Annotated in this window: 22 protein-coding genes; 6 read left to right on the plus strand and 16 right to left on the minus strand. The window is 58.7% G+C overall.

What is annotated here, in order from left to right; genetic code table 11:
• Positions 1-185: 185 nt before the first annotated feature.
• Positions 186-1622 carry an amidase gene (locus tag FHR98_RS01985; RefSeq protein ID WP_183414943.1) on the minus strand — a complete coding sequence of 479 codons (1437 nt, stop codon included), beginning with the start codon at positions 1620-1622 and terminating at the stop codon, positions 186-188.
• A 132-nt stretch (positions 1623-1754) separates the two neighbouring features.
• Between FHR98_RS01985 and FHR98_RS01990 the strand changes: the two genes are divergently transcribed.
• Positions 1755-2258: a GreA/GreB family elongation factor gene (locus tag FHR98_RS01990; RefSeq protein ID WP_183414944.1), complete on the plus strand. Its 504-nt coding sequence runs from the start codon at positions 1755-1757 to the stop codon at positions 2256-2258.
• 13 nt (positions 2259-2271) lie between these two features.
• Here FHR98_RS01990 and FHR98_RS01995 read toward each other — a convergent pair whose 3' ends face one another.
• The 12 genes from FHR98_RS01995 to FHR98_RS02050 form a co-directional block, all read right to left on the minus strand.
• Positions 2272-2517: a MoaD/ThiS family protein gene (locus FHR98_RS01995; RefSeq protein WP_183414945.1), complete on the minus strand. Its 246-nt coding sequence runs from the start codon at positions 2515-2517 to the stop codon at positions 2272-2274.
• A 39-nt stretch (positions 2518-2556) separates the two neighbouring features.
• Positions 2557-4800, minus strand: coding sequence for a xanthine dehydrogenase family protein molybdopterin-binding subunit (locus FHR98_RS02000; RefSeq protein ID WP_183414946.1), 2244 nt, complete (start codon positions 4798-4800; stop codon positions 2557-2559).
• A gap of 3 nt (positions 4801-4803) precedes the next feature.
• On the minus strand, positions 4804-5280 hold the full coding sequence (locus FHR98_RS02005) for a (2Fe-2S)-binding protein (protein WP_183414947.1): 477 nt from the start codon (positions 5278-5280) through the stop codon (positions 4804-4806).
• Complete coding sequence (locus FHR98_RS02010) at positions 5280-6140, minus strand: FAD binding domain-containing protein (protein ID WP_183414948.1); 861 nt, start codon at positions 6138-6140, stop codon at positions 5280-5282. Before FHR98_RS02010 ends, FHR98_RS02005 begins: the two co-directional genes overlap by 1 nt.
• A gap of 225 nt (positions 6141-6365) precedes the next feature.
• Entirely contained in the window at positions 6366-7589 is a 1224-nt protein-coding gene (locus tag FHR98_RS02015; RefSeq protein WP_183414949.1) for a CaiB/BaiF CoA transferase family protein, read from the minus strand.
• 3 nt (positions 7590-7592) lie between these two features.
• Complete coding sequence (locus tag FHR98_RS02020) at positions 7593-8372, minus strand: enoyl-CoA hydratase/isomerase family protein (RefSeq protein ID WP_183414950.1); 780 nt, start codon at positions 8370-8372, stop codon at positions 7593-7595.
• Between the two features lie 28 nt (positions 8373-8400).
• Positions 8401-9684, minus strand: a complete 1284-nt coding sequence (locus FHR98_RS02025) for a TRAP transporter large permease (RefSeq protein WP_183414951.1) — start codon at positions 9682-9684, stop codon at positions 8401-8403.
• Positions 9681-10229 carry a TRAP transporter small permease gene (locus FHR98_RS02030; RefSeq protein ID WP_183414952.1) on the minus strand — a complete coding sequence of 183 codons (549 nt, stop codon included), beginning with the start codon at positions 10227-10229 and terminating at the stop codon, positions 9681-9683. Before FHR98_RS02030 ends, FHR98_RS02025 begins: the two co-directional genes overlap by 4 nt.
• Before the next feature lie 152 nt (positions 10230-10381).
• Complete coding sequence (locus FHR98_RS02035; protein WP_322091203.1) at positions 10382-11368, minus strand: DctP family TRAP transporter solute-binding subunit; 987 nt, start codon at positions 11366-11368, stop codon at positions 10382-10384.
• A gap of 106 nt (positions 11369-11474) precedes the next feature.
• Positions 11475-12683 (minus strand): pyridoxal-phosphate-dependent aminotransferase family protein, encoded by a 1209-nt coding sequence (locus tag FHR98_RS02040; RefSeq protein WP_183414953.1) that lies wholly within the window; start codon positions 12681-12683, stop codon positions 11475-11477.
• Positions 12684-12895: 212 nt separating this feature from the next.
• Positions 12896-13177: a tetratricopeptide repeat protein gene (locus FHR98_RS16825; RefSeq protein ID WP_183414954.1), complete on the minus strand. Its 282-nt coding sequence runs from the start codon at positions 13175-13177 to the stop codon at positions 12896-12898.
• Positions 13075-13737, minus strand: a complete 663-nt coding sequence (locus tag FHR98_RS02050) for a hypothetical protein (protein ID WP_183415199.1) — start codon at positions 13735-13737, stop codon at positions 13075-13077. The genes FHR98_RS16825 and FHR98_RS02050 overlap by 103 nt, the downstream gene beginning before the upstream one ends.
• Positions 13738-14248: 511 nt before the next feature.
• On the opposite strand from FHR98_RS02050, the gene FHR98_RS02055 reads away from it, so the two are divergent.
• The 3 genes from FHR98_RS02055 to FHR98_RS02065 all read left to right on the plus strand — a co-directional run bounded on the left by FHR98_RS02055 (position 14249) and on the right by FHR98_RS02065 (position 19245).
• A complete protein-coding gene (locus FHR98_RS02055) occupies positions 14249-17251 on the plus strand; it encodes an FAD-binding and (Fe-S)-binding domain-containing protein (protein ID WP_183414955.1) in 3003 nt (1000 codons plus the stop codon).
• Positions 17252-17254: 3 nt separating this feature from the next.
• A complete protein-coding gene (locus FHR98_RS02060) occupies positions 17255-17983 on the plus strand; it encodes a GntR family transcriptional regulator (RefSeq protein ID WP_183414956.1) in 729 nt (242 codons plus the stop codon).
• A 107-nt stretch (positions 17984-18090) separates the two neighbouring features.
• Positions 18091-19245 carry a GGDEF domain-containing protein gene (locus FHR98_RS02065; RefSeq protein WP_183414957.1) on the plus strand — a complete coding sequence of 385 codons (1155 nt, stop codon included), beginning with the start codon at positions 18091-18093 and terminating at the stop codon, positions 19243-19245.
• A 27-nt stretch (positions 19246-19272) separates the two neighbouring features.
• On the opposite strand, the gene FHR98_RS02070 is transcribed toward FHR98_RS02065, so the two are convergent.
• Entirely contained in the window at positions 19273-20076 is an 804-nt protein-coding gene (locus FHR98_RS02070) for a phytanoyl-CoA dioxygenase family protein (protein ID WP_183414958.1), read from the minus strand.
• A gap of 209 nt (positions 20077-20285) precedes the next feature.
• Here FHR98_RS02070 and glpD point away from each other — a divergent pair, with 209 nt between their 5' ends.
• Positions 20286-21815 carry a glycerol-3-phosphate dehydrogenase gene (gene glpD / locus FHR98_RS02075; protein ID WP_183414959.1) on the plus strand — a complete coding sequence of 510 codons (1530 nt, stop codon included), beginning with the start codon at positions 20286-20288 and terminating at the stop codon, positions 21813-21815.
• Complete coding sequence (glpK, locus tag FHR98_RS02080; protein WP_183414960.1) at positions 21812-23308, plus strand: glycerol kinase GlpK; 1497 nt, start codon at positions 21812-21814, stop codon at positions 23306-23308. The genes glpD and glpK overlap by 4 nt, the downstream gene beginning before the upstream one ends.
• Before the next feature lie 3 nt (positions 23309-23311).
• Here the strand turns inward: glpK and FHR98_RS02085 are convergent, their stop codons facing one another.
• Complete coding sequence (locus FHR98_RS02085; RefSeq protein WP_183414961.1) at positions 23312-24415, minus strand: NAD(P)/FAD-dependent oxidoreductase; 1104 nt, start codon at positions 24413-24415, stop codon at positions 23312-23314.
• A gap of 120 nt (positions 24416-24535) precedes the next feature.
• A complete protein-coding gene (locus FHR98_RS02090; RefSeq protein WP_246377318.1) occupies positions 24536-25771 on the minus strand; it encodes a serine hydrolase domain-containing protein in 1236 nt (411 codons plus the stop codon).
• Positions 25772-25773: the final 2 nt, after the last annotated feature.

Genomic DNA, 25773 nt, shown 5'->3' on the forward strand with positions numbered 1-25773 from the left:
GCGTCTTCTCCTTGCTATGTCAGACAGTCGATGCAGTGCAGCATGCGAATTAGAATGATTATGAAATAGTGGTTTCAAGATTGAATTTCAACAGAAAATGATTTCAAATTTTGGAGAATCGCAGCAGGAAAGTTGCGCTGCGTCAAAGAATCGTTGTTAGGGGGCCGGAACGCCAGGGTTCCCGGCTATCCGGCGAGCCCAGCAAAATCGACGAGAGGACGCCGGGTTTCAATACTGTTTGCCAGAACGTCCTCAAGCGCCAGGGCGATTTCCAGCAGGCGTTGGTCACCATGTCGCTTCCCAATCAACTGCAATCCGAAGGGAAGGCCTTGGGAGTCATGGCCGCAGGGCAGGGATATCACCGGGTGAGCGGTCATGGTTATACCGAAGGCCAATCCAAGCCATGACACGTAGTTCTGCAAGGTCTGCCCATCGATCTCTGTCGGCGCGTTCTGGGTCTTGTCGAAGGGCTGAACGGCGGCGACAGGGGTAATCAACAGGTCACAATCGTCCATGAAGCGAATGAAGCGCCGGTAGTGATCGCTATGGGCCGCTTCCGCCCGTGCAATCTGCTCGGCGTCGAAGGTCAGCCCCAGTTCGACATTCGAGGTGACATTCGGCCCCACCTTGGCTGCATGGTTCCGAACGCGATCCAGGTGAGCGGCAATGAATCGAACGGCACGCAATACCTGAAATGTTTCGTCGGCTCCCTGCATGGGAGGGTCGCGTTCCTCCAGGCTCGCGAAACACCCCTCCAATGCCGCGATCCTGGTTCCGAACAAGGCTCGGACATTGTTGGAGACCGGGGCAAAACCGAGATCCGTGCTGAATCGAACCTTCAGCCCGCGCAGGTTCGCAGGCTTCAGTTCTGCGATTCCGGTTCCACTGTCGGCAGGGCGGCTGAAGGGATCGAGATGGTTGTTGCCGGCAATCGCTTGGAGGAAAAGGTGCAAATCCCGGACGTTGCGCGCCATCGGCCCCTCGACCGCCAAGGGTGAAAATGCAAGCACGCTATCTGTGGTTGGGACCAAACCCGGCGTCGGCCGCATGCCGACCACGCCGCAAAACGCGGCAGGCGTGCGCAGGGAACCAGCCAGGTCTGATCCGCTCGCCAAGGGCACCATCGATGCAGCGAGAGCTACGGCCGAGCCGCCGGAAGAGCCGCCGCAGGTCAAGGAGGTGTTGAAGGGATTGCCGGTCGCGCCGAACACGCGATTCCAGGTGTTTGCACCTGCGCCAAACTCCGGAGTATTGGTTTTTACCGCGATAATCCCACCGTTCGCACGGATGCTTGTGACGAGCGTATCGTCGCGGACCGGAATATGGTCAGCGAACAGCTCGGAACCCCAAGTCGTGCGCAGGCCTTTGGTTTCGTTCAGGTCCTTTATGCCAATCGGGAGGCCGTGGAGAGGGCCCAGAGGATCGCCGCGCACCACCTTTGCTTCCGCCTCCTTGGCAGCCTTGCGGCCAGCGTCCTCGTCGAGCGTAACAACGGCGTTAAGTGCGGTGTTGGTGGTCTTGATCCTTGCTACGCAAGCGTTCCATAAATCGACAGGTGAGATCGCCTTCTTGGCAATGCTCGTTTGCAGCTCAAGGGCGGTGAGGTCGCAAAGGTCCGACATGATTTGGCGTAGGCTCCAGCCAGAGTTTTATTCCCAACCATAGATAACTCCGAGGGTTTGCCGCAAGCGATGCCCTTGTCACCGACCCCCAAAAGGCGCGAGACTCTTACCGGTAGAAGAAAGGACAGGCAGATGAGTCGGGCATTCGTGAAGGAAGACGATGGATCGCAGGGTGAGCAACTCCCCGATCTACCGCAAAGCCCTCATCCGAATTACGTGACGGCATCCGGGCTGCGCAAGCTGCAGGCTGCTCTTGATCAGGCGGCGGACGAACTGGCCGCATTGCGCGCTCGCAAAGATGAGATCGATAGCCAAATACTGCTGGCCACAACCGAGCGCCGCCTGCATTACCTCGAAGAGAGAATCAAACGTGCCATCAGAATCGATCATGCGGACCAAACGGATGATGAGATTGCTTTTGGTGCATTGGTGACCGTTGCCGACGACCAGGGCCAAGAGCATGCCTATCGCATCGTCGGCGAGGACGAAGCCGATCCGGAAGCCGGCCTTATTTCCTATGTGTCTCCTCTCGCCCAGGCGCTGTTAGGCGCTGGCGCCGGTGATCTTGTGATCTGGAAGAAGCCCAGCGGGGATGTTGAACTGGAGGTTCTGTCGTTCGTCTATCCTGCCGATTAGCGGGGTGTGGCGGCTATCCGCCTGCCATTTTGCCGAACAAGAAAACTTCACTGTCCGGCGGGATCGCCTGATACCAGGCGTCCCGGTAAAGCTGCCCGTCTATGGAAACCGCGACGCCGCGCTCCAAAACGGGCAGTAAGGCCGGATCGGCTTCTCCCAGGCGATCGAGCAACTGACGGATGTTGGTGGCCTCAAGCGCGAATTCGCTGCGCCCGCCCGCGGCTGCTTTCAGACTTCCTTGCAGCACCACCTTGATCATCTCAACCGGTCCTTTTGCGTCGCTGGTCCAAGCGCGCGCTTACCGCTCCTCCAAGGCTACGAGGATGCGAGGCGGCGACATTGGTAACTCCGTCAGACGCACGCCCGCTGCTGCGGAGACGGCATTCGCAACCGCAGCCAACGGCGGCACAATACTTGTTTCGCCGACCCCACGGACGCCGTAAGGATGGCCGGGGTTCGGCACTTCCACGATCACGGTATCTATCATGGGCAGGTCCGAGGCCACCGGGATGCGATAATCCAGGAACCCTGCGTTTTGAAGCACGCCGTCCTCGCCGTAGATGTAGCATTCGTTCAGAACCCAGCCGATACCCTGTACGGCGCCGCCCTGGAATTGGCCCTCCACGTAGGCGCGGTGAACGGCCTTTCCAGCATCTTGAACCACGGTGTAGCGTGTGATCTGGGTGCGTCCGGTTTCCGGATCGACCTCGGCGTCGACGATGTGCGTGGCGAAGCTGGGTCCTGCAGTCTCGATGTTAACCTCATGGTGCCCGGCGATCGGGCCGCCGGTGTTCCCGGCAACCTTGGCGATATCCGCCAGGGATAACGGCTCGAACTCACCCGCATTCGCTCCGGCGGGCTTGGCATAACCCTCTTCCCAGATGACGGCGTCGGCGGGAATGCCCCACATCTTTGCCGCCCTTTCACAGAGCACCTTGATGGCGTTGCGTGCTGCGGCAATGGTGGCAAGCCCGCTGGCGAAAGTCACGCGGCTGCCATCCGTCACATCGTTGTAACCAAGCGACGAGGTATCGGCGATGATCGTGCGCACACTCTCATAAGGAATACCCAATTCCTCGGCCGCCATAAGGCACATCGAGGCCCGTGACCCGCCGATGTCGGGCGTGCCGACCGACAGCGTCACCGTGCCGTCGATGTTGACGTTCAAGCTGGTGCAGGTCTGACCACCGAAGTTGAACCAAAAGCCGCTGGCCACGCCGCGGCCCTGGTTCGGTCCCAAAGGTGCGGAATAGTGCGGATGCGCTTTCGCGGCCTCCAGCGTTTCGATCAGACCGATTGGCCCAAAGACCGGCCCGTAAGAAGACCGGCTACCCTCCTTCACCGCGTTCTTCAAACGCAGCTCGATCGGGTCGATATTCAGTTTTTCGGCTAATTCGGCGATGACGCTTTCAACCGCGAAGGCTGACATTGGCGCGCCTGGCGCACGGTAGGCGGCCGCTTTTGGCCGATTGGTCACGACCTCAAAGCCAATGCAGCGAACATGCTCCAGTTCATAACAGGCAAAAGCTGTCATGGCCCCCATCTCCACCGGGGAGCCGGGGAAAGCGCCGCCCTGATACCGCAAAACCGCATCGGCGGCGGTAATGCGCCCATCCTTAGTGGCGCCAATCTTGATGTCGATACTGCTTGAAGCGGTGGGGCCGGAGGCCACAAAAACCTCCTCGCGAGGCATCACGATCTTCACGGGGCGGTTTGCCTTGCGCGATAGCGCCAAGGCCGTCGGTTCGATGAAAACCGTGGTCTTGCCGCCGAAGCCGCCACCAATCTCGGAAGCAGTGACGCGCAGCTTGGAGACATCCATGCCCAGCAGTTGGGCACAGGTGTCGCGCACCATGAAATGACCCTGAGTGCAGCACCACAGTTCGCCCTGGCCGTCCGGTCCGGCGCTTGCCAGACAGGCGTGCGGTTCAATGTAGCCCTGGTGTGTTGCCTCGGTGCGGAAGCTGTGTTCGATGATCACATCGGCGGCGGCGAAGCCTTTTTCCACGTCCCCATGGCCGATCTCGATCCGCTTGACCACGTTGGAAGGTTTCGTCGGCTTCTCCGCCAGCCCCTCGGTGAATATCTTTTCGTTCAGGACCGGCGCGTCCGGCTTCATAGCCTCGTCCACGTCGGTGACATGCGGCAGAACCTCGTAATCCACCACGATGAGTTTCGCCGCCTTACGCGCAATCGATGGACTGGTGGCCGCAACGGCAGCAACGGCATGGCCCTGATAGAGCGCTTTCTCACTGGCCATGACATTTTCCAGGATATCGCCGATGTCGCCGTCCAGACCGGTCGCAAAGTCGGCCCGGGTCACCACAGCCTTTACGCCCGGTAACGCCTCGGCCTTGCTGGTATCGATCGAGCGGATGCGGGCATGGGCATGGGGGCTGCGGACGATTCGGCCCCAAAGCATGCCGGAGGCCGTGGCGTCGGCGCCGAAGCGGGCACGTCCTGTGACCTTGTCCAGACCGTCGGGCCGCAGCGGGCTGGTGCCGACGGATTTGAATACGCGATTATTGTTGTCCAAGGGCATGGCTCAGGCTCCCCTCATCTCGGCGGCGGTGTCGAGAACCGCACGGATAATCTTGTCATAACCGGTGCAGCGGCAAAGGTTGCCGGCAAGCCAGTAACGGACCTCGGTCTCCGTGGGGTCCGGATTGCGTTCCAGCAATGACTTCGCCGCAACAAGGATGCCCGGCGTACAGATGCCGCATTGCAAGGCAGCATGCTCCAGGAATTTGCTCTGCAGCGGATGCAGGGTATCGCCGTCGGCGACACCCTCGATGGTGCCGATCTCGCGCCCGTTCACCTCCGCTCCCAAGACCAAGCACGAACAAACCAGGCGTCCGTCCAGCGTCACGCTGCAGGCGCCGCAGTCGCCGGTGCCACAGCCTTCTTTGCTGCCGGTCAGGTTGAGGCGGTTGCGCAGAACATCGAGCAAGGTCTCGTCCGGCTCGCAGAGAAACTCCACCACGTCGCCATTGATTGTTGTAGAGACAGTCATCTGCTTCATTACTTTGCCCTCGCGCGTTCGTAAGCTATCAGTGCGGCGCGGCGCGTCAGAACGCCCGCGACTTTGATCCGAAATTCTTTGGTGCCGCGCTTGTCATCAATTGGCCTACAGGCTGCAGAGGCCGCTTTCGCAAGCTTTTCCAACGCGGCCGCTTCCAGGCTCGTGCCAATGATGGCCGCTGCGGCTTCCTCGACCAACAAGACCTGTGCGGCGACCGCGCCCAACGCAACACGCGCAGATGCGACCCGCCCGTCATCATCCAACGAAAGGCTGACGCCTGAACCCACAACGGCGATATCCATCTCCGTGCGTGGAATGAACCTCAAGTAGGCATCGCCTGAATGCGGGGGACGGCCAGGCAAGAACAGCGATGTCACAAACTCGCCCTTCTTCAGCGATGTCTTACCGGGCCCGGTGGGCACCTCTTCCACAGGAACATCGCGTTCACCCTCGGGCCCTGCGATCCGCGCAAGGGCGCCAGCGGCAATCAGCGCGGGAACGCTGTCGGCAGCTGGCGAGGCATTGCAAAGGTTGCCGGACATGGTGGCGCGCCCCTGAACCTGGGTCGAGCCGATCAGGCCGGCGGCCTCCACGACCCCCGGCCAGAGCGCAATCAGGCCTGCGTGCTCATTTAACTCCGCGCCGCTGACCGCCGCACCGATCCGGTAGCCACCATTTTCCTTGCGAATGTCGTGCATTCCGTCGATGCGCTTCAGATCGACAATGAGGTCGGGTTCGAAGCGTCCTGACCGGAGTTGCACCAGAAGATCGGTGCCCCCAGCCAATACACGGGCCATACCCGCTTCGGCCGCCAAGAGTTTGACGGCTCCCTCAATCGAACTTGGCGCTTCATATCGCATGTTAGAATCCCTCAAGGAACTGACCTAAAACGAACCCAAATAACCGCCTCGAACAACCCCCCGGGGCATTGAATCTTTTTCCACTCAGGTTAGGGGTGGTAGCCCTGGCGATGCAAGCCGCGCAACCGATTTGTCGCGCCTTTTTATGGGCATGGCAATGTCGCGCGCCGGAGGCTAGCAGGCGCGACCATTGTCGAGCAAGCGTTCAGCGATCTTCGTGCGTGGTCAGGAGGCAAGAACGCCTTTGCCGGCGAGCTCGGCGATCGCTCGATCATCCAAGCCAAGCTCCTTTAGAACTTCGGCATTGTGCTGGCCGTACAGTGGCGCCGCTGAATCGACGGCACCCGGCGTGCGCGAGAATTTTACCGGCAACCCGAGGCTGCGGACGCTGCCTGCCGAGGGGTGACGCAACTCCACCACCATGTCGCGCGCGAGGGTCTGGGGATGTGTGTGCATTTCGCCAACCGATAGAACCGGACCGGCAGGAACGCCTGCTGAATTTAACCGCTCCATCCAGTAGTTGGTGGGGTGCTGGACGAACACCGATTCTAACTCCTCGACAAGCGTATTCAGGTTGGCCATGCGGCTGGCGTTGTCGAGGAAGCGTGGGTCGCTCGAGAGCAGTTCGGCGTCTATAGCTTTTAGAAGGCGCTCCCAATTCGCCTGGTTGGCGGCGCCTACGTTGATATAGCCGTCGGCCGTTCTAAGCGCCTGATAGGGCGCGTTGAGCGGATGTGCCGAACCCATTGGGCCAGGAGATTGACCGGTCGCAAAGCAAATCGCGGACTGCCAATAGGTATGGGTGATACCGGCCTCGAAAAGCGAGGTATCGACAATCTGGCCCTTGCCGCTACGTCCGCGTTCAGCAAGTGCCGCCAGCACGCCCATCGCGGCCAGGATTCCAGCAGTGATGTCACTGACCGGTGCGCCGACTTTGACCGGCGGCCGTCCTTGCCCCTCGCCGGTGATCGACATAAGGCCGCTCATGCCCTGGGCTATCAAGTCGAAACCGCCCTTGTCGGCGAAGGGGCCGCTGCGGCCGAAGCCCGACAGCGAGCAATAGATGATCCCGGGATTTGTCGCGGCCAAAGTGTCATAACCCAGGCCCAGTTTCTCCATGGTCCCTTTTCGGTAGTTCTCGATGACGATGTCCGCGCCATCGATGAGGCGGCGTAAAAGTGTAACGCCCTCGGGCTGCTTGAGATCTACGGCGATCGCACGCTTGTTGCGATTCATCATCATGTAAGCCGCCGACTCACCGCCCTGTTTGGGCGGCACCATGCGTCGGGTATCGTCGCCGCCGGGAACCTTTTCGACCTTGATTACATCTGCGCCCATGTCGGCCAGCATCATGCCGCAAACCGGACCAGCCATGATGTGCGCCATTTCGATCACGCGAAGGCCGCTCAGCGGCCCCTTGCGCGCTTGGTTCTTTGCCTTGCCAGACATAGATCAGCGTCCTTTGAAGTCCGGTTTTTCCTTGGCCAGGAACGCCCGATAGCCGATGCCGAAATCCTCGGTTCCGTAACAGGCGAAACCCTCATCGAACTCAGCCTCGCTCAGCGGCGCCGCGTTTCGCAGGCGTTTGAGGAATTTCTTATGCCATCTTGCCACCAGCGGCGCGCCGTCCGCTATTCTTTCAGCGGTGGCATAGGCCTCGGATTCTACCGCATCATCGTCGACCACGCGGGTTACGATGCCCATATCTTGGGCTTCCTCGGCGCCGAAAATTCGGCCTTCCAGAAGAATCTCAAGCGCCCGCTTCTCGCCCACAAGATCGCGCAGACTCTCGATTTCGGGATAGGCCATGACGAGACCCAATCGATTGATCGGCGCGCCGAAGCGGCTAGAGCGTCCGCAGATGCGCAAATCACAAAGTCCGGCAATCTCCATGCCGCCACCCACGCAGATACCCTCTATGAGCGCCAGTGTGGGTACCGGGCAATCACGGAGGGCCTGGAGGGTCCTGTGCATGAGCTTACCATAAGCCTTTGCCTGCTCGGGATTGCTCCGGTCCGTTTCGAACTCGCTGATGTCGTTGCCCGGAGAAAAGGCCTTGCCGCCTGCGCCGCGCAGGACAATACAGCGAAGTGATTCATCCGCGCCCAGTTCGATCAATAAGTCGCCAAGACGTTGCCACAGGGGTTTGGTCAGGGCGTTGAGCTTGTGCGGGCGATTCAAAGTAACCGTCGCCACGTTGCCCTTTCGCTCAACCAAAATGGCATCGCTCATTGCTCATGTTTCCTTTCTCAGCGCCCGCTCAACGATAGAAGTACTCGACCAGCGCCATGGGTATCCAGGGTACGTAGGTCACGATCAGCAACACGAACAGCAGGATGCCGATAAAGTGCACATTGGCTTTGCTGACTTCCCAGACATTCGCCTTGGCGATGGAGCAGGCCGTGATTAGAACGCTGGCGACCGGAGGCGTCTGTTGGCCGATAGCCAGGTTCAGCGTAACGACCAAGCCAAAGTGCACGGGGTCGATACCCACGGCCTTGATCAGGGGCAAAACCACGGGCACGACCAGGATAATGGCGGCCGCCGAATGCAGGAACAAACCGATGATCAGGAAGAAGACGTTGAGCAACGCCAGGATCATGTACTTGTTCTCGGTGAAAGACAGAATGCCGTTGGCCAACTGCTGCGGCAGTTTCTGCTCGGTCAGATAAACGCCGACCAGGGCGGACGCCGCCACCAGCAGCATGACCACCGCAGTCTGCATCGCCCCCTCGACCATGGCTTCCTTCAGGAACCGCCAATCGACCTCCCGGTAGATCAGGCCGCCGATCAGGATGGCTGCCAGAACGGCAAAGCCGCCGCCTTCGGTCGCCGTGACGACACCGCCGAAAATCGACCCCAGGATAATGAGGGGCAGTAGCAAAGCCCAGGAGGCCTCTTTGAACGTCTCCCAGACACGGGACACCTGGAAGGTCTCTTCAACCGGCCAGTTATGACGTTTGGCGAGATAGTAGATCATGACCATCATACCAAGGCCGCCCAGCAGGCCGGGGACGATGCCGGCCACGAACAGCTGCACCACGGAACTATCCGCCATGACAGCATAAAGGATCATCGGGATTGACGGTGGAATGATGATGGCGAGGCTGGCCGATGAAGAGGTCAGTGCGGCCGAGAAAGCTTTGGGGTAACCGCGTTTGCGCATCGCCGGGATGAGGATCGAGCCGATGGCCGCGACATCCGCCACGGCAGATCCGGAGATCTCCGCAAAGAAGAGCGAAACCCCCACGTTGACCATCGCCAGGCCGCCGCGCACAAAGCCTAACAACGCCGAGGCAAAGGCGATAATCCGGCGCGATAGGCCGGTTGAGTTCATGATCGCGCCTGCCAGGATGAACATCGGAATGGCGAGCAGCGGAAAGTTTGTCGCGCCGTCGAACATCACCAGTGCGACGTTCGGCAGTATCCAAAGGCCTTGAGTCGTCACCATGGCCACCACGGCAACAACCCCAAGGGCGACGGCGATCGGTACGTTGATCAGGATGAGGGCAACGAGCCCCAGAAGCATGAGGAGGAGGGTCATAGGAAGTCCCCCGCTGGCTTGCAGGGCGTCACGTTAGGGGCGGTCGGATCGATCCTATCGCCGCCGTCCATCAAGTTTCGCAGATACGCCGGAAGGCTAACGAGCTCGGTCAGGATGAAAAGCGCTCCACCTATGGGAATGACCGATTGAGTGATTTGCTGCGAGACCCAGGTCAGGCTGATCAGGGACGAGCCCTGCAGGACTTGGACGACTTGCCAGCCGGTCCAGGTCATGATCAGGAAAAACCCGATAACGAAGACTTCGGCCAGCACAGCCGCGCTCATGCGAATGCGCGGCGGTAAGGAAAGCAGGAAGCCATCAAACCCGATGTGCGCGCGCTTCAAAGCTGCAAGGGCTGCCCCGTAGTACGTGAGCCATGCCAGCATGATCGAAGCCACTTCGTCATACCAGGACAGGGATGCGCCGAGCTTTCTGTAAACCACGGCGATAATGACCAGTGCGGTCAGGCCGACCATCAACAGAAGAGAGATGCCGACAAGCAGGCGTTCGAGCCAGCGTGAGAAGGACGACAGAGGCTTAGCCATGAATGTTTATGGACCCTTACTGGAGTGCCTGGGAAAGCGCAGAAATCGTCGACCCCCATGACAGTGGTCGTTGCGGTTGCCCTTGGAGCCCTGGCCGGAAGGGACAGACCGACCGGGGCTCCAAGGATTGCCGCCAGAGATCAAGCCGCGGTTCAGTTGGCCAGAGACAGGGCCTTATCGACCATCTCTTTGCCGCCGGGCACCTGAGTTGCGAACTCTTCATAAATCCCGGCGCTGGCTTTCACGAAGGCGTCCTTGTCCGCATCGTTGACCGCCATGCCACCGTCCTTGAGGACTTGCAGAAGCTCGACTTCCAGATTTGCCGCCGTCTCGTAGACGAAGGCTTGGGTTTCCTTAGCGGCTTCACTCAGCAGTGCCTGCACATTCTCAGGCAGGGACGAGAATTTGTTCATCCCCACGGTGATGTAAGCAGGTGTGTAGACGTGGCCGGTCAGGGACAGGTACTTCTGCACTTCCTGGAATTTCGCGCTGGTAATCTGTGCGAAGGGGTTTTCCTGTCCGTCGATGACCCCGGTCTGCAGCGCCACGAAAACCTCGGAGAAAGCCATCGGTGTTGGGTTTGCGCCGTAGGACTGGAACATCTTGACGCGCCATTCGCCCTTGGGCGTCCGCAGCTTGATACCCTTCAAGTCGTCGGGGACCGTTATCGGGCGAACATTGTTGGTGATGTGACGGAATCCGTTCTCCCAGATTGCCAAGACCTTGAAACCCTGCGCTTCGGCCGCAGGAGCGATCTGCGGCCAAAATACTTCGGCCTCGATCCGTTTCATGTGTTCGCGATCCTTTACCAGATAGGGCATCTCGAAAACGCCGAACTCTGGAGCCACAGACGACATCACGCTCGATGGCAGAGCGAAATCCACCGTGCCGAGCTTCAGTTTGCTCAGCAACTCGCTGTCCTTGCCGAGCTGACTCGATCCGTAGGTTGCAACGCTGTATCCCGTTCCCGCGAGCTTGGCGTTGGCAACCTCGGCGAAGTGGTTGGCCGAAGCTTCAAAGAGCGAGCCGGGCTCTCCTACATGACCGAAGGTGAGTTCGGTTTGCGCTTCGGCGGAGACTGTGGCGAAGGCGGCTGCAGCCGCAAACCCCATCGCTAGTGCCAGTTTTCGAATAGACATTGGTTCTTTCCTCCCGTTGAAATTGGCCGTTGCAATCGATCTTAGGCGTTTAGCGTCACGCTCTTTTGGGTCTCGTATAAACTCTTGGGTTCCCCTCGGGCCTCCTTCAGGCCTTTACCCGCAATTTCGGTTCTGCAGCGCTGTTGCCGGAGGTGGAAGCCAGATAATCCATAGCCCTCTGAGCTCCACCTCTTTGGTGCGGGACGCCCGCGAGAGATAATCCCATCTCAACACCCGCCAATGTTCCCATCAGCATCAGGTCGTTGAAAGAACCCAGATGGCCGATCCGGAACACGCGGCCCTGGAGTTTTCCCAGGCCGCTTCCCAAGGACATGTCGAAGGCTTCCAGAACGGCCGCTCTAAAGGCATCGGCATCGTGTCCGTCGGGGAGCACGACAGCTGTCAGTGCATCCGAGTATTCGCGTTCGTCCTGGCAAAGAACTTCAAGCCCCCAGGACTGTACGGCCTGACGAGTCGCCTCACCGTGGCGGGCGTGTCTGGCAAAGACGTTCTCCAACCCCTCCTCTTCGAGCATGGCGATCGCTTCCTGCAAACCATAAAGCAAGTTTGTGGCCGGCGTGTAGGGAAAGAAGCCCTTCTCATTCGGGCCCAACATATCGGACCAATCCCAGAAGGACCGCGCCATGCCGCCTTTCTCGGCGGCAGCCAAGGCTTTCTTGCTGATCGCGTTGAAGCTCAAACCCGGCGGCAGCATCAAACCTTTCTGCGAGCCGCCGACCGTCACATCGACACCCCAGGCATCATGCCGATACTCGATGGATCCGAGGGATGAGATTGTGTCCACCATGAGCAATGCCGGGTGCCGTTCAGCATCCATCGCCTTACGCACCTCGGCGATGCGCGAGGTGACACCCGTCGAGGTTTCGTTGTGGACACAGCACACGGCCTTGATCGTATGGGCCTTGTCTTTGGCAAGGCGCTCGGCGACGGCGGCCGGGTCAACGCCGCGGCGCCAATCCCCGGGAATGAACTCCACCTTCAGTCCGAGGCGCTGGGCCATCTTATGCCACAGACTGGCAAAATGCCCGGTTTCGGCCATCAAGACCCGGTCCCCTGACGACAGGCAGTTTACGAGCGCTGCCTCCCATGCCCCGGTGCCGGAAGCCGGATAGATGATGACGGGAGACTCTGTCTGGAAAATACGCCGGATGCCGGCGAGTACGCTGGCGCCCAGTTCCTGAAACTCCGGTCCGCGATGGTCGATCGTGGGTCGGTCTATGGCGCGCAGAATTCGATCTGGTACGTTCGTTGGGCCGGGAATCTGAAGGAAGTGGCGTCCAGTATGCAGCGTCATGCCGACCCTCTGATTAGAGCAAAAGCAGAAAATGAATTATGCATACAATATGGAGGGCGACAAGGATTTTGAATTTTCCTGAATACGTCAGAAAGTCGGTAAAATTCAAAGCCTAAGGAGACCAATTACCAACTGGCTGTTGAACCGAAAATATATTGCATACAAAAATTATCGTGCGGAATACGCTTTAGAGTCGTCGGGTCCAGTCGACTTTACTCATTGGACCGGTCATCGCCGGGGGACAAGGAGAGCGCTGCTCGAATAGCCTGCTCGGCGTCGGCAAAGCGCCCTACTTTGAGCAATAGGTTGCCTAACTGGAAGTGATTCTGCGGATCTTTTGGTGCGAGCTCGATGGCGCGCGCCAGCGCTTTCCGGGCCTGCTCAATTTGGTTCAGCCCGCCAAGGCTGATCCCCAGCTGTCGCCAAGCGACCGGATCAACGTCGGATTGCGCAAGAAGATCCTCTGCGAGGCGTTGCGGCCGGTTTCCAGACAATTCAGGGTTGATGCAATCCCTTCAAAGTCAATGGCCGCGCAGAAGTCGCTCAGGAGATCGCCGTCGTGGAAAGCCTCCGGATGGAAGGCGCGCGCAACTGTGTTGGGTTCTCCAAATACGTTATCGAACTTTTCGATCTTAATACGGTAGTTTGGAAAATACCCTGGCATGCAAATGTCGGAATGAGGGTTCATGCCTGATAAGAGGGCGCTTCTTGCCTCCTCCATGGAAGCGCCGTTTTTGATGTGCTCTTGAACGACGCTGTCCAGGTACTCGAAGTAGTTTCTGCAGTAAATCACAACGGTGACGTCGTCGCAGAATTCCAATAGGAAATCTCGCAGTCTCTCCAGCGCGGCCTCGCTCAGGTCACTTATGCTCTCGCCAGATATTATCTTGGTGTTCGTCGAGCCGTTTGCGAGAAATCGCCGCAGAGATTGTTCGACCAGATCTTGAACCAGATTCAGGTGATCCTTCGATCCAAGCTTGTGCCGGAGGCTAAGATGGTGCCCCAAGGGGTGATCGGCGAAACGTAGATAGATTGGCCAACTATGGTTGGTCATGAAGGGGAAATAATCAATACCGCGTTCTTGAAGAACGCCTCGATTGGCGAACAGAGTCGATTGGAGGAAAGTAGTGCCACTTTTATGAAAGCCAGCGTGGATAATGACTCGACGACCCCCCCAGCATAGACCAAACCCTTTTTTCGTTTTGCGCGACGAACGCCAATCTTGCCAAGGTGACAGGCCCTTGTCACGGCGATGTCTTGAGTTCAGAAGTCAGTACCCATTTCGGTAGGGAAGTGGATGACGAGATCTTTTCGCAGGAGATTTTTGAGGCCACTGAGCGTAAAGTCGGCCCTGCCTCCGGGTTGATTTTTCGACTGAGACCATCCTTGCGATTTCACTTTGCATACAAAACGCTGCCGCGGAATTCCCATGACCTCTTGCACAGCAACAATTACCAAAGATAAATCAAAGCGTTATGGATGCGCTGTCAATGGCATTCCCGGGAATTGTCATTTTGCATACAAAATGGTATCAGCGTGATCTGATTAACGGGAGTTCACTGCCCATGACCATTAGGTCCACTGCCGGAAGGTCTGACACCGAAGGTGCCGCCGGAAAATCAGCGCGCCAAGCAGGGGCCAAGGGCGATCCGCGAATAGCAGCCCGGATTGGCCGCGCCATCGAGGGCGAGGTCCATTTCGATGCCTTCAGTCGGGGCCGTTATTCGACCGACGCCTCGGTCTATCAGATTGAGCCTGTGGGAGTCGTCGTTCCGAAGACGATCGCTGACGTTGCTGCGGTAATCGAAATTGCCCGTGAAGAAGGGCTGCCACTGCTGCCGCGGGGCGGCGGCTCCTCGCAGTGTGGTCAGACGGTCGGCGAAGCCTTGGTTCTGGATGTCTCCAAATACCTGAACAACGTCATCGACTTCGACCCCGGTTCCGCAACGGCGCGTGTTCAGCCCGGAATTGTGCTGGATAGTCTGAACGCCTTCTTGAAGCCCGAAGGGTTGTTCTTTCCCGTCGACGTTTCCACAAGCAGTCGGGCCACTATCGGCGGCATGTCCGGGAACAATTCCTGTGGGTCGAGATCGCTGCGTTACGGAACAATGCGCGACAACGTGGCGGCTATCGACGCCATCCTGGCGGACGGAACGCCGGCGCGCTTCGAGGAGGTGGGGCGCGACCAGATTAAATATGGCCGGAATGAACCATCGCAAGTCCGCGAGCTGATCATCCGTTTGCTGTCTCTGGGCGATCGAGAAGCCGCGGAGATCGACGCGCGGTTTCCAAAGCTCATGCGCCGGGTCGGAGGATACAATATCGATGCCCTCACGCCGGAACACGCGCGGCCCAATCTCGCACACTTGCTCGTCGGGTCGGAGGGCACGCTGGCCTTTTCCAGCGCCATTGATGTGAAACTGGCGAGGATACCGACCAAGAAAGTTCTGGGAGTTTGCCATTTCCCCTCGTTCTACCAGGCCATGAGCGCACCGCAGCACATCGTCAAACTGGGGCCGAGCGCGGTGGAGCTGGTTGATCGCACCATGATCGAACTGGGTCGTGAGATTCCTTTGTTCAGGCCGGTGGTGGACCGTTTCGTGCGAGGGCGGCCCGAGGCAATTCTGCTGGTCGAGTTTGCCGGAGACGATCACGAGGAAAATCTGCGCCGGCTGGCCGCCTTGGGTGAGTTGATGGGAGACCTTGGCTTCCGAGGCGGTGTCGTAGAGGCGCTGGAGCCCGAGTTCCAGCAATCGATCTGGGAGGTCCGCAAACAAGGCCTCAACATCATGATGTCGATGAAAGGCGACGGCAAACCAGTGTCCTTCATCGAAGATTGCGCAGTGGCGCTGGAAGACTTGGCCGACTACACGGCCCGTCTGGACGAGGTTTTTGCGCAGCATGGCACCAAGGGAACCTGGTACGCCCATGCCTCCGTCGGATGCCTTCATGTTCGGCCGGTCTTGAACATGAAAAGCGAAATCGAGGTCGGTAAGATGCGTGCCATCGCGGAGGAGGCCTTCGCGTTGGTTCGAGAGTACAAAGGCTCGCACTCGGGCGAGCACGGCGATGGCCTTGTACGCTCCGAGTTTCACCAGCCGATGTTCGGCGCGCGCATGGTGGAGTCCTTCAAGGAGGTCAAAAATCTGTTCGACCCGGACGGTCGGATGAATCCCGGCAAGATTGTCGATCCGCCGAAGATGGATGACCGAAGCCTCTTTCGGTATAAGCCGGGCTACAAGACCGAGCCCTTGGAAACCGCTTTGGATTGGTCGGATTGGGGCGGTTTCGCCGGCGCTGTGGAGATGTGCAACAACAACGGCGCCTGCCGCAAGCTGGATGCAGGCGTTATGTGTCCTTCCTATCGTGTCACGAGAGACGAACAGCATTTGACCAGGGGCAGGGCAAACAGCTTGCGCCTTGCGATCTCGGGCCAGTTGGGCACCGGCGCGTTGACAAGCGACGCCATGAGGGAAGCACTCGATCTTTGCGTCTCCTGCAAGGGCTGTAAGCGCGAATGTCCCACCGGCGTCGATATGGCCCGCATGAAGATTGAAGTGCAATATCAACGCAGCAAGACTCATCGCTTGAGCCTGCGCGACAGGCTCGTTGCCTATCTGCCGCGATACGCCCCTTGGGCCCGGCATTTCGGACCATTTCTCAACTTACGCGACCGCCTGCCGGGCTTGGCTGCGTTGAGCGAGCGGTTGCTGGGCTTGTCGGCGCATCGACGTTTACCGAAGTGGCGCCGGGACTCCTTCAATCAGGATGGGGAAACCTTTGGTCCAGACGGGGGACGTGAAGTCGTTCTTTTCGCGGATACCTTCAACCGTGCCTTCGAGCCTGAGAACCTGAAAGCTGCTTTGCGAGTGCTCACCGCAGGTGGATACCGGGTGCATCTTCTGCGCCCCGCCGATGCCGTCGAGGGCGGTAAACGCCCTTTGTGCTGCGGACGAACATTTCTGGCAGCAGGTCTCGTTGATGAGGCGCGTACCGAGGCACGCCGACTGGTGGCGACCTTTAAGCCTTATGTCGATCGCGACGTTCCCATCATTGGGCTGGAGCCTTCCTGCTTGTTCACGCTGCGCGATGAACTGCAGGCCATGCTGCCCGGCGATGACAGCCGCAAGCTCGGAGAGCAGGCGTTGCTGTTCGAGGAGTTTCTGGATCGGGAAATGGATGCAGGCCATCTCAAGCTACCTCTCCATGCGCTGCCCGCGCAACGCCTGTGGCTGCATGGGCACTGCCACCAGAAGGCCTTCAATGTCATGGGGCCGGTCCAGCGCGTTCTTGGGCGGATTCCGGGTTCAGACGTGCGTTTGATTCCCTCGTCTTGTTGCGGCATGGCCGGGGCATTCGGGTATCAAGCCGAAACCTATGCTATATCCATGGCGATGGCTGAGTCGGCGCTGCTTCCTAAAGTGCGGCAAGCGGGTGATGACGAGTGGATTGTGGCGGACGGCACCTCCTGTCGCCATCAGATTGCGGACGGTGCGGGGCGGGCGGCACTCCATGTCGCCAGGGTCCTTGCTGCGGCCCTCGACAAAGATCAACCAGGGGGAGCCTGATCTGTGAACGACAATGCTTCTGAAACAGTTGAGACCGATCGTTCGGCGCCGATAAGCCGTCAGTCGCTGCATGACGAACTTGTCCAACGCTTACGGTCGATGGTGATCGAAGGTGATCTAACGCCGGGAAGCCGTGTTCCCGAGCGCGTTCTTTGCGAGCGCTTTGCGGTTTCCCGAACACCTTTGCGCGAGGCGATGAAGGTCCTGGCGTCTGAAGGCTTGCTGGAACTGACACCTCATCGTGGTGCGGTCGTGCCCTGTCTGACACTCGAGGATCTGGAAGAGGTGTTTCCGGTTTTGGGCGCATTGGAAGGTTTGGCAGGCGAACTGGCTTGCAAACACGTCACCGAAGAAGACCTCGCCGAGGTCAGGGCGCTGCACTATCAAATGGTGTTGCACTATCAGCGCAGCGAGCTGCCCGAGTATTTCCGACTCAATCAAGCCATACACGAGAAAATCATGGCGGTTGCCGGGAATGCGACGCTTCTGGATCAGCACCGCAGCCTGGCGGGTCGCGTCAGACGGGCGCGCTACCAGGCAAACATGTCTGCGGGTCGCTGGAAACACGCGGTCGAAGAGCACGAAGAGATTCTCAAAGCCCTGACCGCACGCGACGCGGAACGCTTAGGTCGCATCTTAAAGCAGCACCTGCAAAACAAATGCGAAACGGTCAAGGAGGCTCTTCTCGCTGAATCCGGGCAAGGTGGCCCAACGGGTGCGAGCGGGCGATAGATGGATCAAGCGCAATAACACCGTCATGTGTTTTGCGCTTCGCCATTACTCCATTTGTGGTACATTATTGAAATGTAACCCACCATATATTGTGGAACGCTCGCTCAATGGATGACGTTGCCATCAATTTTATGATCGCGTTGATAACGATGGTGTTGTCCGGCGCCTTTATCCTTACCTGGTTTGTCGAGAAAGCGTCTCTTTCCTTGGCATTGTGGTCCGCGGCCATGCTGTCGATGGCGATTATCGCCATGGCTAATTCTTTCCTGCCAAAACTGATTGGTCAGGAGCAGATGAATCTCCTTAAGAGCGGTCTGACGATCCACCTTTTGCTGGTGTTTCTTGGGGTGCATCAAGGTTTCTCGGGGCGTCAGGACAAGCGCTCCAAGAACTTCCTGCTTTACACGTTCGGGGGATTGGTCGGCGTGAGCGCCTTGGCGTTCATGCATCAGGCGAGCGCGGTCTTTATCGGCTTGATCGCCGCCATGATCTCGGTGCTGGTCGCGCATCAGATCTACAAGTCCGACGGACGTTTTTCGATCCTACGGGCTGCGGCGTTGGTCTTGTTCGCCATCAACGCCTGTTTCTTCATGGTGCTGGAATCGCTTCTCGGTGGGGTCTTGTCCGAGATGCGCGGCGCCGCCACGCTGGCGGTCAAGTACTGGTTGCTTATCTTCCTGATTACCGAAGCCTTCTTGTTGATGATGTTGACCGTTGAGCGGCTTTTTGCCGATTTGCACTATCAGGCGATGTTCGATGAGCTGACCAAACTTCCAAATCGCCGGTACTTGGAAGACCACGCCAGGAGGCTTTTTGCCCGAGCGCTGCGCAGCGACTCACCCTTTGCGGTACTTTTGTTGGACATCGATCATTTCAAATCGATCAATGACCGTTACGGCCATGAACAAGGCGACGGCATTTTGCGAGAGTTTTCAGCAGTTTGTCAGCGCATGGTTCGTTCAGCCGACTTTTTGGCTCGCTATGGCGGCGAGGAATTCGTGATCCTGCTGCCCGATACGGATCGCACCGATGCGCTTCTTGTCAGCGAGCGATTGCGGCAGGAGGTCGCAAATCACCGCTTCGTCCTGGAAGACGGAAAACCGCAAAAAATCACCATCAGTGTCGGTCTATCCTTCGTACAGCCGCCTTTGGCGGACAGCGAGGAAACTGAAGAGACCCTCCTCGCCTCTATTTTGCGGCAGGCGGATGCCTCTTTGTATCGGGCCAAGGAAGGCGGCCGTGATCGTATAGAGGCGGCGTGACTTTCTTTGGTACTCTCAGGCTAGCCCCTAGGTCGGTTGGCGATATCCCTCTTCGGCCAGCAATGCATCCAAACAGTCATCGGAAAGCGGTATAATCGGGTCGAAATCCCGGTGTGCGATCCATTCTTCCCGTTTGAATTGGCGGATGTGGTTCGAGACGGCACAAAGGCTAAGATAAACGATGGTTCGGTTGTAAGGGCTGATGTTCGGCGGACTGGCGTGGACCAGATTGCCATGGAACAATAAGACCGAACCGGCCGGTCCCAGCGGCGCCACGACGCCGCCTTCATCAGCCAGGCGCGAAACGGTTTCGCGATCCAGGGTCCAGAGGGGGTAGGAGGTCGTTTCCAGATCGTGCCCGGCTTGCAGGACGCCGCTCTTGTGGCTCCGAGGAATGAACATCAAGGGCCCATTTACGGCAGTTACATCCTCCAGAAACACAGCAATGTTCATGGCGCGAGGTTCAGGCATCGCATCATCACGTTGCCAAGTGCCATAGTCCTGGTGCCACTGCCAGACGGCGCCGTCGAACGCTGCCTTTGCGTTGACCTTGTACTGATGCATGTAAACTTGCTCACCGAGGATCTGCTCGATTGGTTCGATCAATCGCGGATGGGCGCCCAAGCGCCGAAACCCCTCGTTGTATCGATGTGCCGCAAAGGCGGTGCGGGCAACGCCGCTGCTTTCGCGCCAGACCTCCTTGCGGTCCAGGCCGTAGATTTTCTGTGCCTGTTCCAGGAGATAGGCCGCCGCCGTCCGGGAGAAACACTCCGGCAGGAAAAGATAACCCTCCTCCTCGAACGTTCTCAGTTGTTCGCCTGTCAGCTTCATGATCCATTTTCTCCCGATAGCACGCCCTCTCATAGGCAAAGAATAGTTCAGCATCAAGATCGATGACAGGCAAGGATCGCGACGGCTGAAGGGCTCTTTCCATGACATCGGGTTTTCGTGATAGGTTTGCCCTTGCCGGGGGCATTACGAAGACGCTGAATTCCTATATCGGGATAGAAAATCAACAAGAGACGCAGTGAACATCCACAATGGCAGAAGTTCAAAGAAGCTATGACATCGCCATCGTCGGCGGGGGCATCAACGGTTGCGGCATAGCGCGCGATGCGGCTGGTCGGGGACTGGCTGTCTTTCTTTGCGAACAGAATGATCTTGCAAGCGCTACCTCTTCGGCTTCTACGAAGCTGATTCACGGCGGCTTGCGATACTTGGAGTATTATGAGTTTCGTCTGGTACGCGAAGCGTTGCAGGAGCGAGAGGTGCTGTTGCGCATGGCGCCACACATAATCTGGCCGCTGCGATTCGTCCTGCCCCACCACAAGGGCTTGCGCCCAGCTTGGCTAATCCGTCTCGGTTTGTTCCTTTACGATCATCTCGGTGGGCGCAAGTTGCTTCCGGCGACCCGGAGCCTCAATCTGCGTCAGGATATCGCTGGCACGGCACTCAAAGACGCCTACACGCGGGCTTTCGAATATTCGGATTGCTGGGTTCAGGATTCCAGGCTGGTAGTCTTGAATGCCCTGGACGCGCGCGAGAAGGGCGCCGATCTGCGCACAAGAACACGTTGCACGAAGGCCCGCCGCGAAGACGAGCTGTGGGTCCTGTCAATTGAAGACGAGAATGGAAATTGTGAAACGATCAGGGCGCGTGCGCTGGTGAATGCGGCAGGCCCATGGGTCACGGAGTTCCTAACGAAGGGTCTGGGGCTCAATGCCGCCGCGAAAGTCCGAATGGTCAAGGGAAGCCACATTATTCTGCCCCGGCTTTTTGAGCATGATCGCGCTTACATCTTTCAGAATTCCGACAACCGGATTGTTTTCGCAATACCCTACGAGCAGGATTTCACCCTGATAGGCACGACCGACGAGGATTTCGAGGGCGACCCGGCGACGGCGGAAATTTCCAGGAAGGAGATCGGATACCTGATCGATGCGGTTAATGGATACTTCAAGACTGAGATAAGCGCGGAGGATGTGGTGACGACCTATGCCGGGGTGCGTCCGCTTTACGACGACGGGGCCAGCGCCGCCCAGTCCGCCACACGAGATTACGTGCTGAAGCTGCAAGGCACGGGGAACGAGGCGCCGCTCCTCAATATTTTCGGTGGCAAGATTACGACCTATCGTCGTTTGGCCGAGGCGGCCTTGGAGAAGCTGGAAGCGAGTTTAGGGACGCTTGGCCAGCCCTGGACCAAGGAGTCGCATCTTCCTGGGGGAGATTTCTCGTGGGATGGTGCGGAGCAGCTCGCTTTGGACTTGTGCCGGGACTTTCCGTTTCTTGAGCGCAAACTCGCACAGCGTCTGGTGCGAGCCTATGGAACCAGGGCGCGTGACTTGCTGGGGAAGGCGAGGTCGTTGCAAGACCTCGGCCAACAGTTCGGCGCCGACGTATACGAGGCCGAGGTCGTCTACCTGATGGATCGCGAATGGGCTTGCAGCGCCCGCGACGTCGTATGGCGCCGTAGCAAGTTGGTGTTGCGAATGACGCGAGAAGAGCAAGCTGCGCTAGACGACTGGATGAGTCGCCGTAGAGCAACCTCAAGAGGAGACGCAGCAGAATGACGTCCTATATCCTCGCCATCGATCAGGGCACAACGTCATCGCGGGCGATCGTTTTCGACGCGGCGTGCGGCGTGGTTGCAACCGCACAGCAGGAGTTTGCCCAGCACTTTCCGGATTCCGGTTGGGTTGAACATGATCCGGAGGATCTCTGGCGCACGACCGTCGAAACCTGTCGCCAAGCCATGGAAAAAGCGGGGGCAACGGCGTCGGAAATTGCCGGGATAGGTATTACCAATCAGCGGGAAACGACTGTTGTTTGGGATCGGAAGTCGGGCAAGCCCCTACACAACGCGATCGTTTGGCAGGACCGCAGAACCGCGCCGATTTGTCAGGCCCTCAAGGCAAAAGGGCTCGAATCACAGGTCACGGCGAGAACGGGCCTATTGCTGGACCCCTATTTTTCAGGCACCAAAGTGGCCTGGATTCTTGATAACGTCGAAGGCGCGCGCGCACGCGCCGAGGCGGGTGATCTGGCCTTTGGGACCGTGGATTGCTTTTTGCTCTGGCGTTTGACCGGCGGCGCTGTTCACGCCACCGATGCGACCAACGCGTCACGAACTCTGCTGTTCAACATTCACGAGGGAGATTGGGACGAGGAACTGCTGGAGATTTTCCGCGTCCCGCGTTCCGTGCTGCCGGATGTGCGCGATTGCGCGGCAGATTTCGGTGAGTCATTGCCTGATTTGTTTGGCGGCGCTATTCGCATTGCTGGGATTGCGGGCGACCAACAAGCCGCCACTGTCGGACAGGCCTGCTTTTCTCCCGGCATGATGAAATCTACCTACGGCACTGGCTGTTTTGCTTTGCTCAATACGGGACCGCAAAGCGTCATCTCCCGCAATCGCATGCTGACCACGATTGCTTACCAGCTCGATGGCAAGCGCAGCTATGCGCTTGAGGGGTCGATTTTCATCGCCGGAGCCGCTGTTCAATGGTTGCGCGATGGTCTGGGCGTTATCGATTCCGCTGAGCAAACCGCGGAGATGGCGGACCTCGCCGATCCTGCGCAGCAGGTTTATCTGGTGCCAGCCTTTACGGGCTTGGGCGCGCCCCACTGGGATGCCGATGCGCGCGGTGCGCTCTTCGGGCTGACCCGGAAAACCGGGCCGAATGAGTTGGCGCGCGCAGCGCTGGAGGCGGTCTGCTATCAAACCCGCGACCTTCTGGAAGCAATGCAGGGTGACTGGACGGATGCCAGCGGCGCCAAGACTGTGTTGCGCGTTGACGGCGGCATGGTGGCGAGTGATTGGACGCTGCAGTTCCTGGCCGACATCCTTCATTCACCCGTGGATCGCCCGACTATTCTCGAGACCACCGCGTTGGGCGCTGCCTACCTGGCCGGCCGCCAGGTGGAGCTATATGGAGATTTGGATGACTTCGCCAAGCTTTGGCATTTGGATCGGCGTTTCATGCCGCATATGAACGAAAACCAACGGGCGGCGAAATATGCCGGTTGGAAAGATGCGGTGGGACGTGTGCGCAGCGGCCGTTAGGTTCTAGCGACGCAACAACTGACAGACATATTCTCCAATCGCCAGTGACGATGTCAGGCCGGGACTTTCCATGCCAAAGAGATTGACCAACCCGGCTATGCCATGGTGCGCCGGGCCATCGATGCGGAAATCCGGTACGGCTTCGCCAGGCGCATGAATCTTAGGGCGGATACCGCTGTAACCTGGCTCCAGCGCGCCATCCGGCAATGCGGGCCAGTACTTGCGGACGGACTCATAGAACTTCGTCGCGCGTGACGGATCCAACCGGTAATCGTCAGGTTCGTCAATCCATTCGATATCGGGGCCAAAACGGGGGCGCCCGGCAAGGTCCAATGTCAGATGGATGCCAAGCACACCGGCTTCGGGCATTGGGTACACCAGCCTGGAGAAGGGCGAACGGCCTTGCAGCGTGAAGTAACATCCCCGCGCAAACCGTTGATGGGCGACGTGCCGTGGATCCAGGCCAGCCATTTTGCGGGCGATCTGCTCTGCGTAAAGCCCCGCGGCGTTCACCAGGATGCTGGTTTTCAAGGTCATGGGCTCCGCGCCGCCCGTTCTGACGGTATGGCCATCTTCGCTCAACGCGATATCCATGACCGGGGTGTTGAAGGCCAGGAAACCGCCGGAATCCTCTAGGCCACCTTGCAACGAGAGCATGAGATCATGGGAATTAATGATGCCCGTGGAGGGCGATAGCAGAGCGCCAACCGTTTCCAACTCAGGCTCCAGGCTTTTGGCTTCGTCCGCCGTCAGGCGCTGGGTCTCGACACCATTTTCCGTTGCGCGCCTTGCAATCGCATCCAGTGCGGGGAGTTGGTCATCGGCGGAAGCGACGACTAGCTTTTCGCAGCGTCGGTAGCCGACGCCATGGCGTTCGCAGTAGGTGTAAAGCATCTTTTTGCCAGCGACGCAAAGCCGTGCCTTCAAGCTTCCGGGAGGGTAGTAAAGGCCCGCATGGATAACCTCGGAATTGCGTGATGATGTCTCGGAGCCAATGCAGTTTGCGCGCTCCACAACAACAACCTCACGCCCGGTCGCGGCGAGGGCTTCGGCAATCGCCAGTCCGATGACGCCGGCGCCAATGACAACGACCTCTACTTTCTCCACCTTGATGAACCTCTACTGGAATCGAAACCGCTGCGTCGTGACGCGTCGGTACTGTCTAGCGGTTGTCGCTGGGGAATGCCACGACTTAGCTGGTCTCGTTGGTCGTCAAGCCTGGGAGTATCAAGTTGCGGCAAGCTCCTGGCGGATGGCGACCAGGGAACGCAACGTCTCGCGCGTGAAGGTCGGGATCAGATAATCGGGCCAGGTTGACAGCTTGACGGCCATGAAGTCCGCTTCCGGATCAATGTAGATCATCTGGCCGAAGACACCGCGCGCCATGAAGTCCCCGCGCGCTATGTCGTTGATCCACCACTTGTTGCGGTATGCTCCGTTTGGGCTGGTCTGCCTATAGATATCACCGAACTTGCTATGATCTCCGCTTCGGCAATCCTCGACCCAGGCAGCCGGTACGATTCGCCGCTGGTTCAGTTCGCCGCCGTTGAGCATCATCAGACCAAAGCGTGCGTAATCGCGCAGGCAGGCATTGAAGCCGCCGTCGGCAAGGGCGGTGCCAGCGGAGTCCACGGTAAAATAGGCGTCTCTCTCCGCGCCCAATGGCCCCCAAATGTACTGTGAAAGCAAATCGACGAGGAGTTGGCCGGTAGCGCGCTCAAGCGTCCAGGCAAGAACGTCGGTTTCGATAGAGCGATAGTCGAACCGCTGTCCGTGCTCGCGTACCTTGGGGAGGGTGATAATCACGTCCCGGATGGTCTCCGGTGTTCGCCCGCGATGCGGCGGCCGCCACCCGGAAGCGACATCGATGCGTGTCATATCCGAATCGGGATGGCCGTAATCCTCGATGAAGCGGACACCGCTGGTCATATCGAGAAGATGGCGAGCGGTTGCGTCGGCAAAGCCGCTGGGCGCAAGTTCAGGGACGATGTCGGCCAGGGGGCGTTGGGGGTCTAAAAACCCCTCATGAATCAGAATCCCGGCCAAGGTGCCAACCAGTGACTTAGACACCGATTGCGCCAAATGCAGGCGCGTCGCCGTCATGTCGTTGAAATAAAGCTCCGTGACCACCTTGCCGCGATGCATAACCAGGAAGCCGTCGGTGTAGGTATCCTGAAGGCTGGCTTCGATGGTTTTGCTGTTGCCGTCCTCGGTTTCGAATTCAATGGCGCCGAGATCGGCCTTCTGTTCCGGCAGAATGCTCGCCGGCCCTTCGCTTCGATGTACTTCGGCGGTGGGGATCAAGCTGCGCACATTCTGGAAACTCCAACGGTTGAACGGAGGCAGATCCCAGTTTTCCAACGTCGGGCGCTTTTCAGGCGGTGGCGGGAACCCCTGCATGATGCCAAGCTCGCGCGCCGTTTTGGGGCGTGAGAATGCGCTTCTAGGCAGGGATTTACTCATCA

The organism is Limibacillus halophilus (assembly GCF_014191775.1).
Classification (GTDB): domain Bacteria; phylum Pseudomonadota; class Alphaproteobacteria; order Kiloniellales; family CECT-8803; genus Limibacillus; species Limibacillus halophilus.

What these genes read in the sequence shown, in the direction of transcription:
- FHR98_RS01985 (WP_183414943.1), bottom strand. Translation starts at nt 1,622, where the DNA reads ATGTCGGACCTTTGCGACCTCACCGCCCTTGAGCTGCAAACGAGCATT.
- FHR98_RS01990 (WP_183414944.1), top strand. Translation starts at nt 1,755, where the DNA reads ATGAGTCGGGCATTCGTGAAGGAAGACGATGGATCGCAGGGTGAGCAA.
- FHR98_RS01995 (WP_183414945.1), bottom strand. Translation starts at nt 2,517, where the DNA reads ATGATCAAGGTGGTGCTGCAAGGAAGTCTGAAAGCAGCCGCGGGCGGG.
- FHR98_RS02000 (WP_183414946.1), bottom strand. Translation starts at nt 4,800, where the DNA reads ATGCCCTTGGACAACAATAATCGCGTATTCAAATCCGTCGGCACCAGC.
- FHR98_RS02005 (WP_183414947.1), bottom strand. Translation starts at nt 5,280, where the DNA reads ATGAAGCAGATGACTGTCTCTACAACAATCAATGGCGACGTGGTGGAG.
- FHR98_RS02010 (WP_183414948.1), bottom strand. Translation starts at nt 6,140, where the DNA reads ATGCGATATGAAGCGCCAAGTTCGATTGAGGGAGCCGTCAAACTCTTG.
- FHR98_RS02015 (WP_183414949.1), bottom strand. Translation starts at nt 7,589, where the DNA reads ATGTCTGGCAAGGCAAAGAACCAAGCGCGCAAGGGGCCGCTGAGCGGC.
- FHR98_RS02020 (WP_183414950.1), bottom strand. Translation starts at nt 8,372, where the DNA reads ATGAGCGATGCCATTTTGGTTGAGCGAAAGGGCAACGTGGCGACGGTT.
- FHR98_RS02025 (WP_183414951.1), bottom strand. Translation starts at nt 9,684, where the DNA reads ATGACCCTCCTCCTCATGCTTCTGGGGCTCGTTGCCCTCATCCTGATC.
- FHR98_RS02030 (WP_183414952.1), bottom strand. Translation starts at nt 10,229, where the DNA reads ATGGCTAAGCCTCTGTCGTCCTTCTCACGCTGGCTCGAACGCCTGCTT.
- FHR98_RS02035 (WP_322091203.1), bottom strand. Translation starts at nt 11,368, where the DNA reads ATGTCTATTCGAAAACTGGCACTAGCGATGGGGTTTGCGGCTGCAGCC.
- FHR98_RS02040 (WP_183414953.1), bottom strand. Translation starts at nt 12,683, where the DNA reads ATGACGCTGCATACTGGACGCCACTTCCTTCAGATTCCCGGCCCAACG.
- FHR98_RS02050 (WP_183415199.1), bottom strand. Translation starts at nt 13,737, where the DNA reads ATGACCAACCATAGTTGGCCAATCTATCTACGTTTCGCCGATCACCCC.
- FHR98_RS02055 (WP_183414955.1), top strand. Translation starts at nt 14,249, where the DNA reads ATGACCATTAGGTCCACTGCCGGAAGGTCTGACACCGAAGGTGCCGCC.
- FHR98_RS02065 (WP_183414957.1), top strand. Translation starts at nt 18,091, where the DNA reads ATGGATGACGTTGCCATCAATTTTATGATCGCGTTGATAACGATGGTG.
- FHR98_RS02070 (WP_183414958.1), bottom strand. Translation starts at nt 20,076, where the DNA reads ATGAAGCTGACAGGCGAACAACTGAGAACGTTCGAGGAGGAGGGTTAT.
- glpD (WP_183414959.1), top strand. Translation starts at nt 20,286, where the DNA reads ATGGCAGAAGTTCAAAGAAGCTATGACATCGCCATCGTCGGCGGGGGC.
- glpK (WP_183414960.1), top strand. Translation starts at nt 21,812, where the DNA reads ATGACGTCCTATATCCTCGCCATCGATCAGGGCACAACGTCATCGCGG.
- FHR98_RS02090 (WP_246377318.1), bottom strand. Translation starts at nt 25,771, where the DNA reads ATGAGTAAATCCCTGCCTAGAAGCGCATTCTCACGCCCCAAAACGGCG.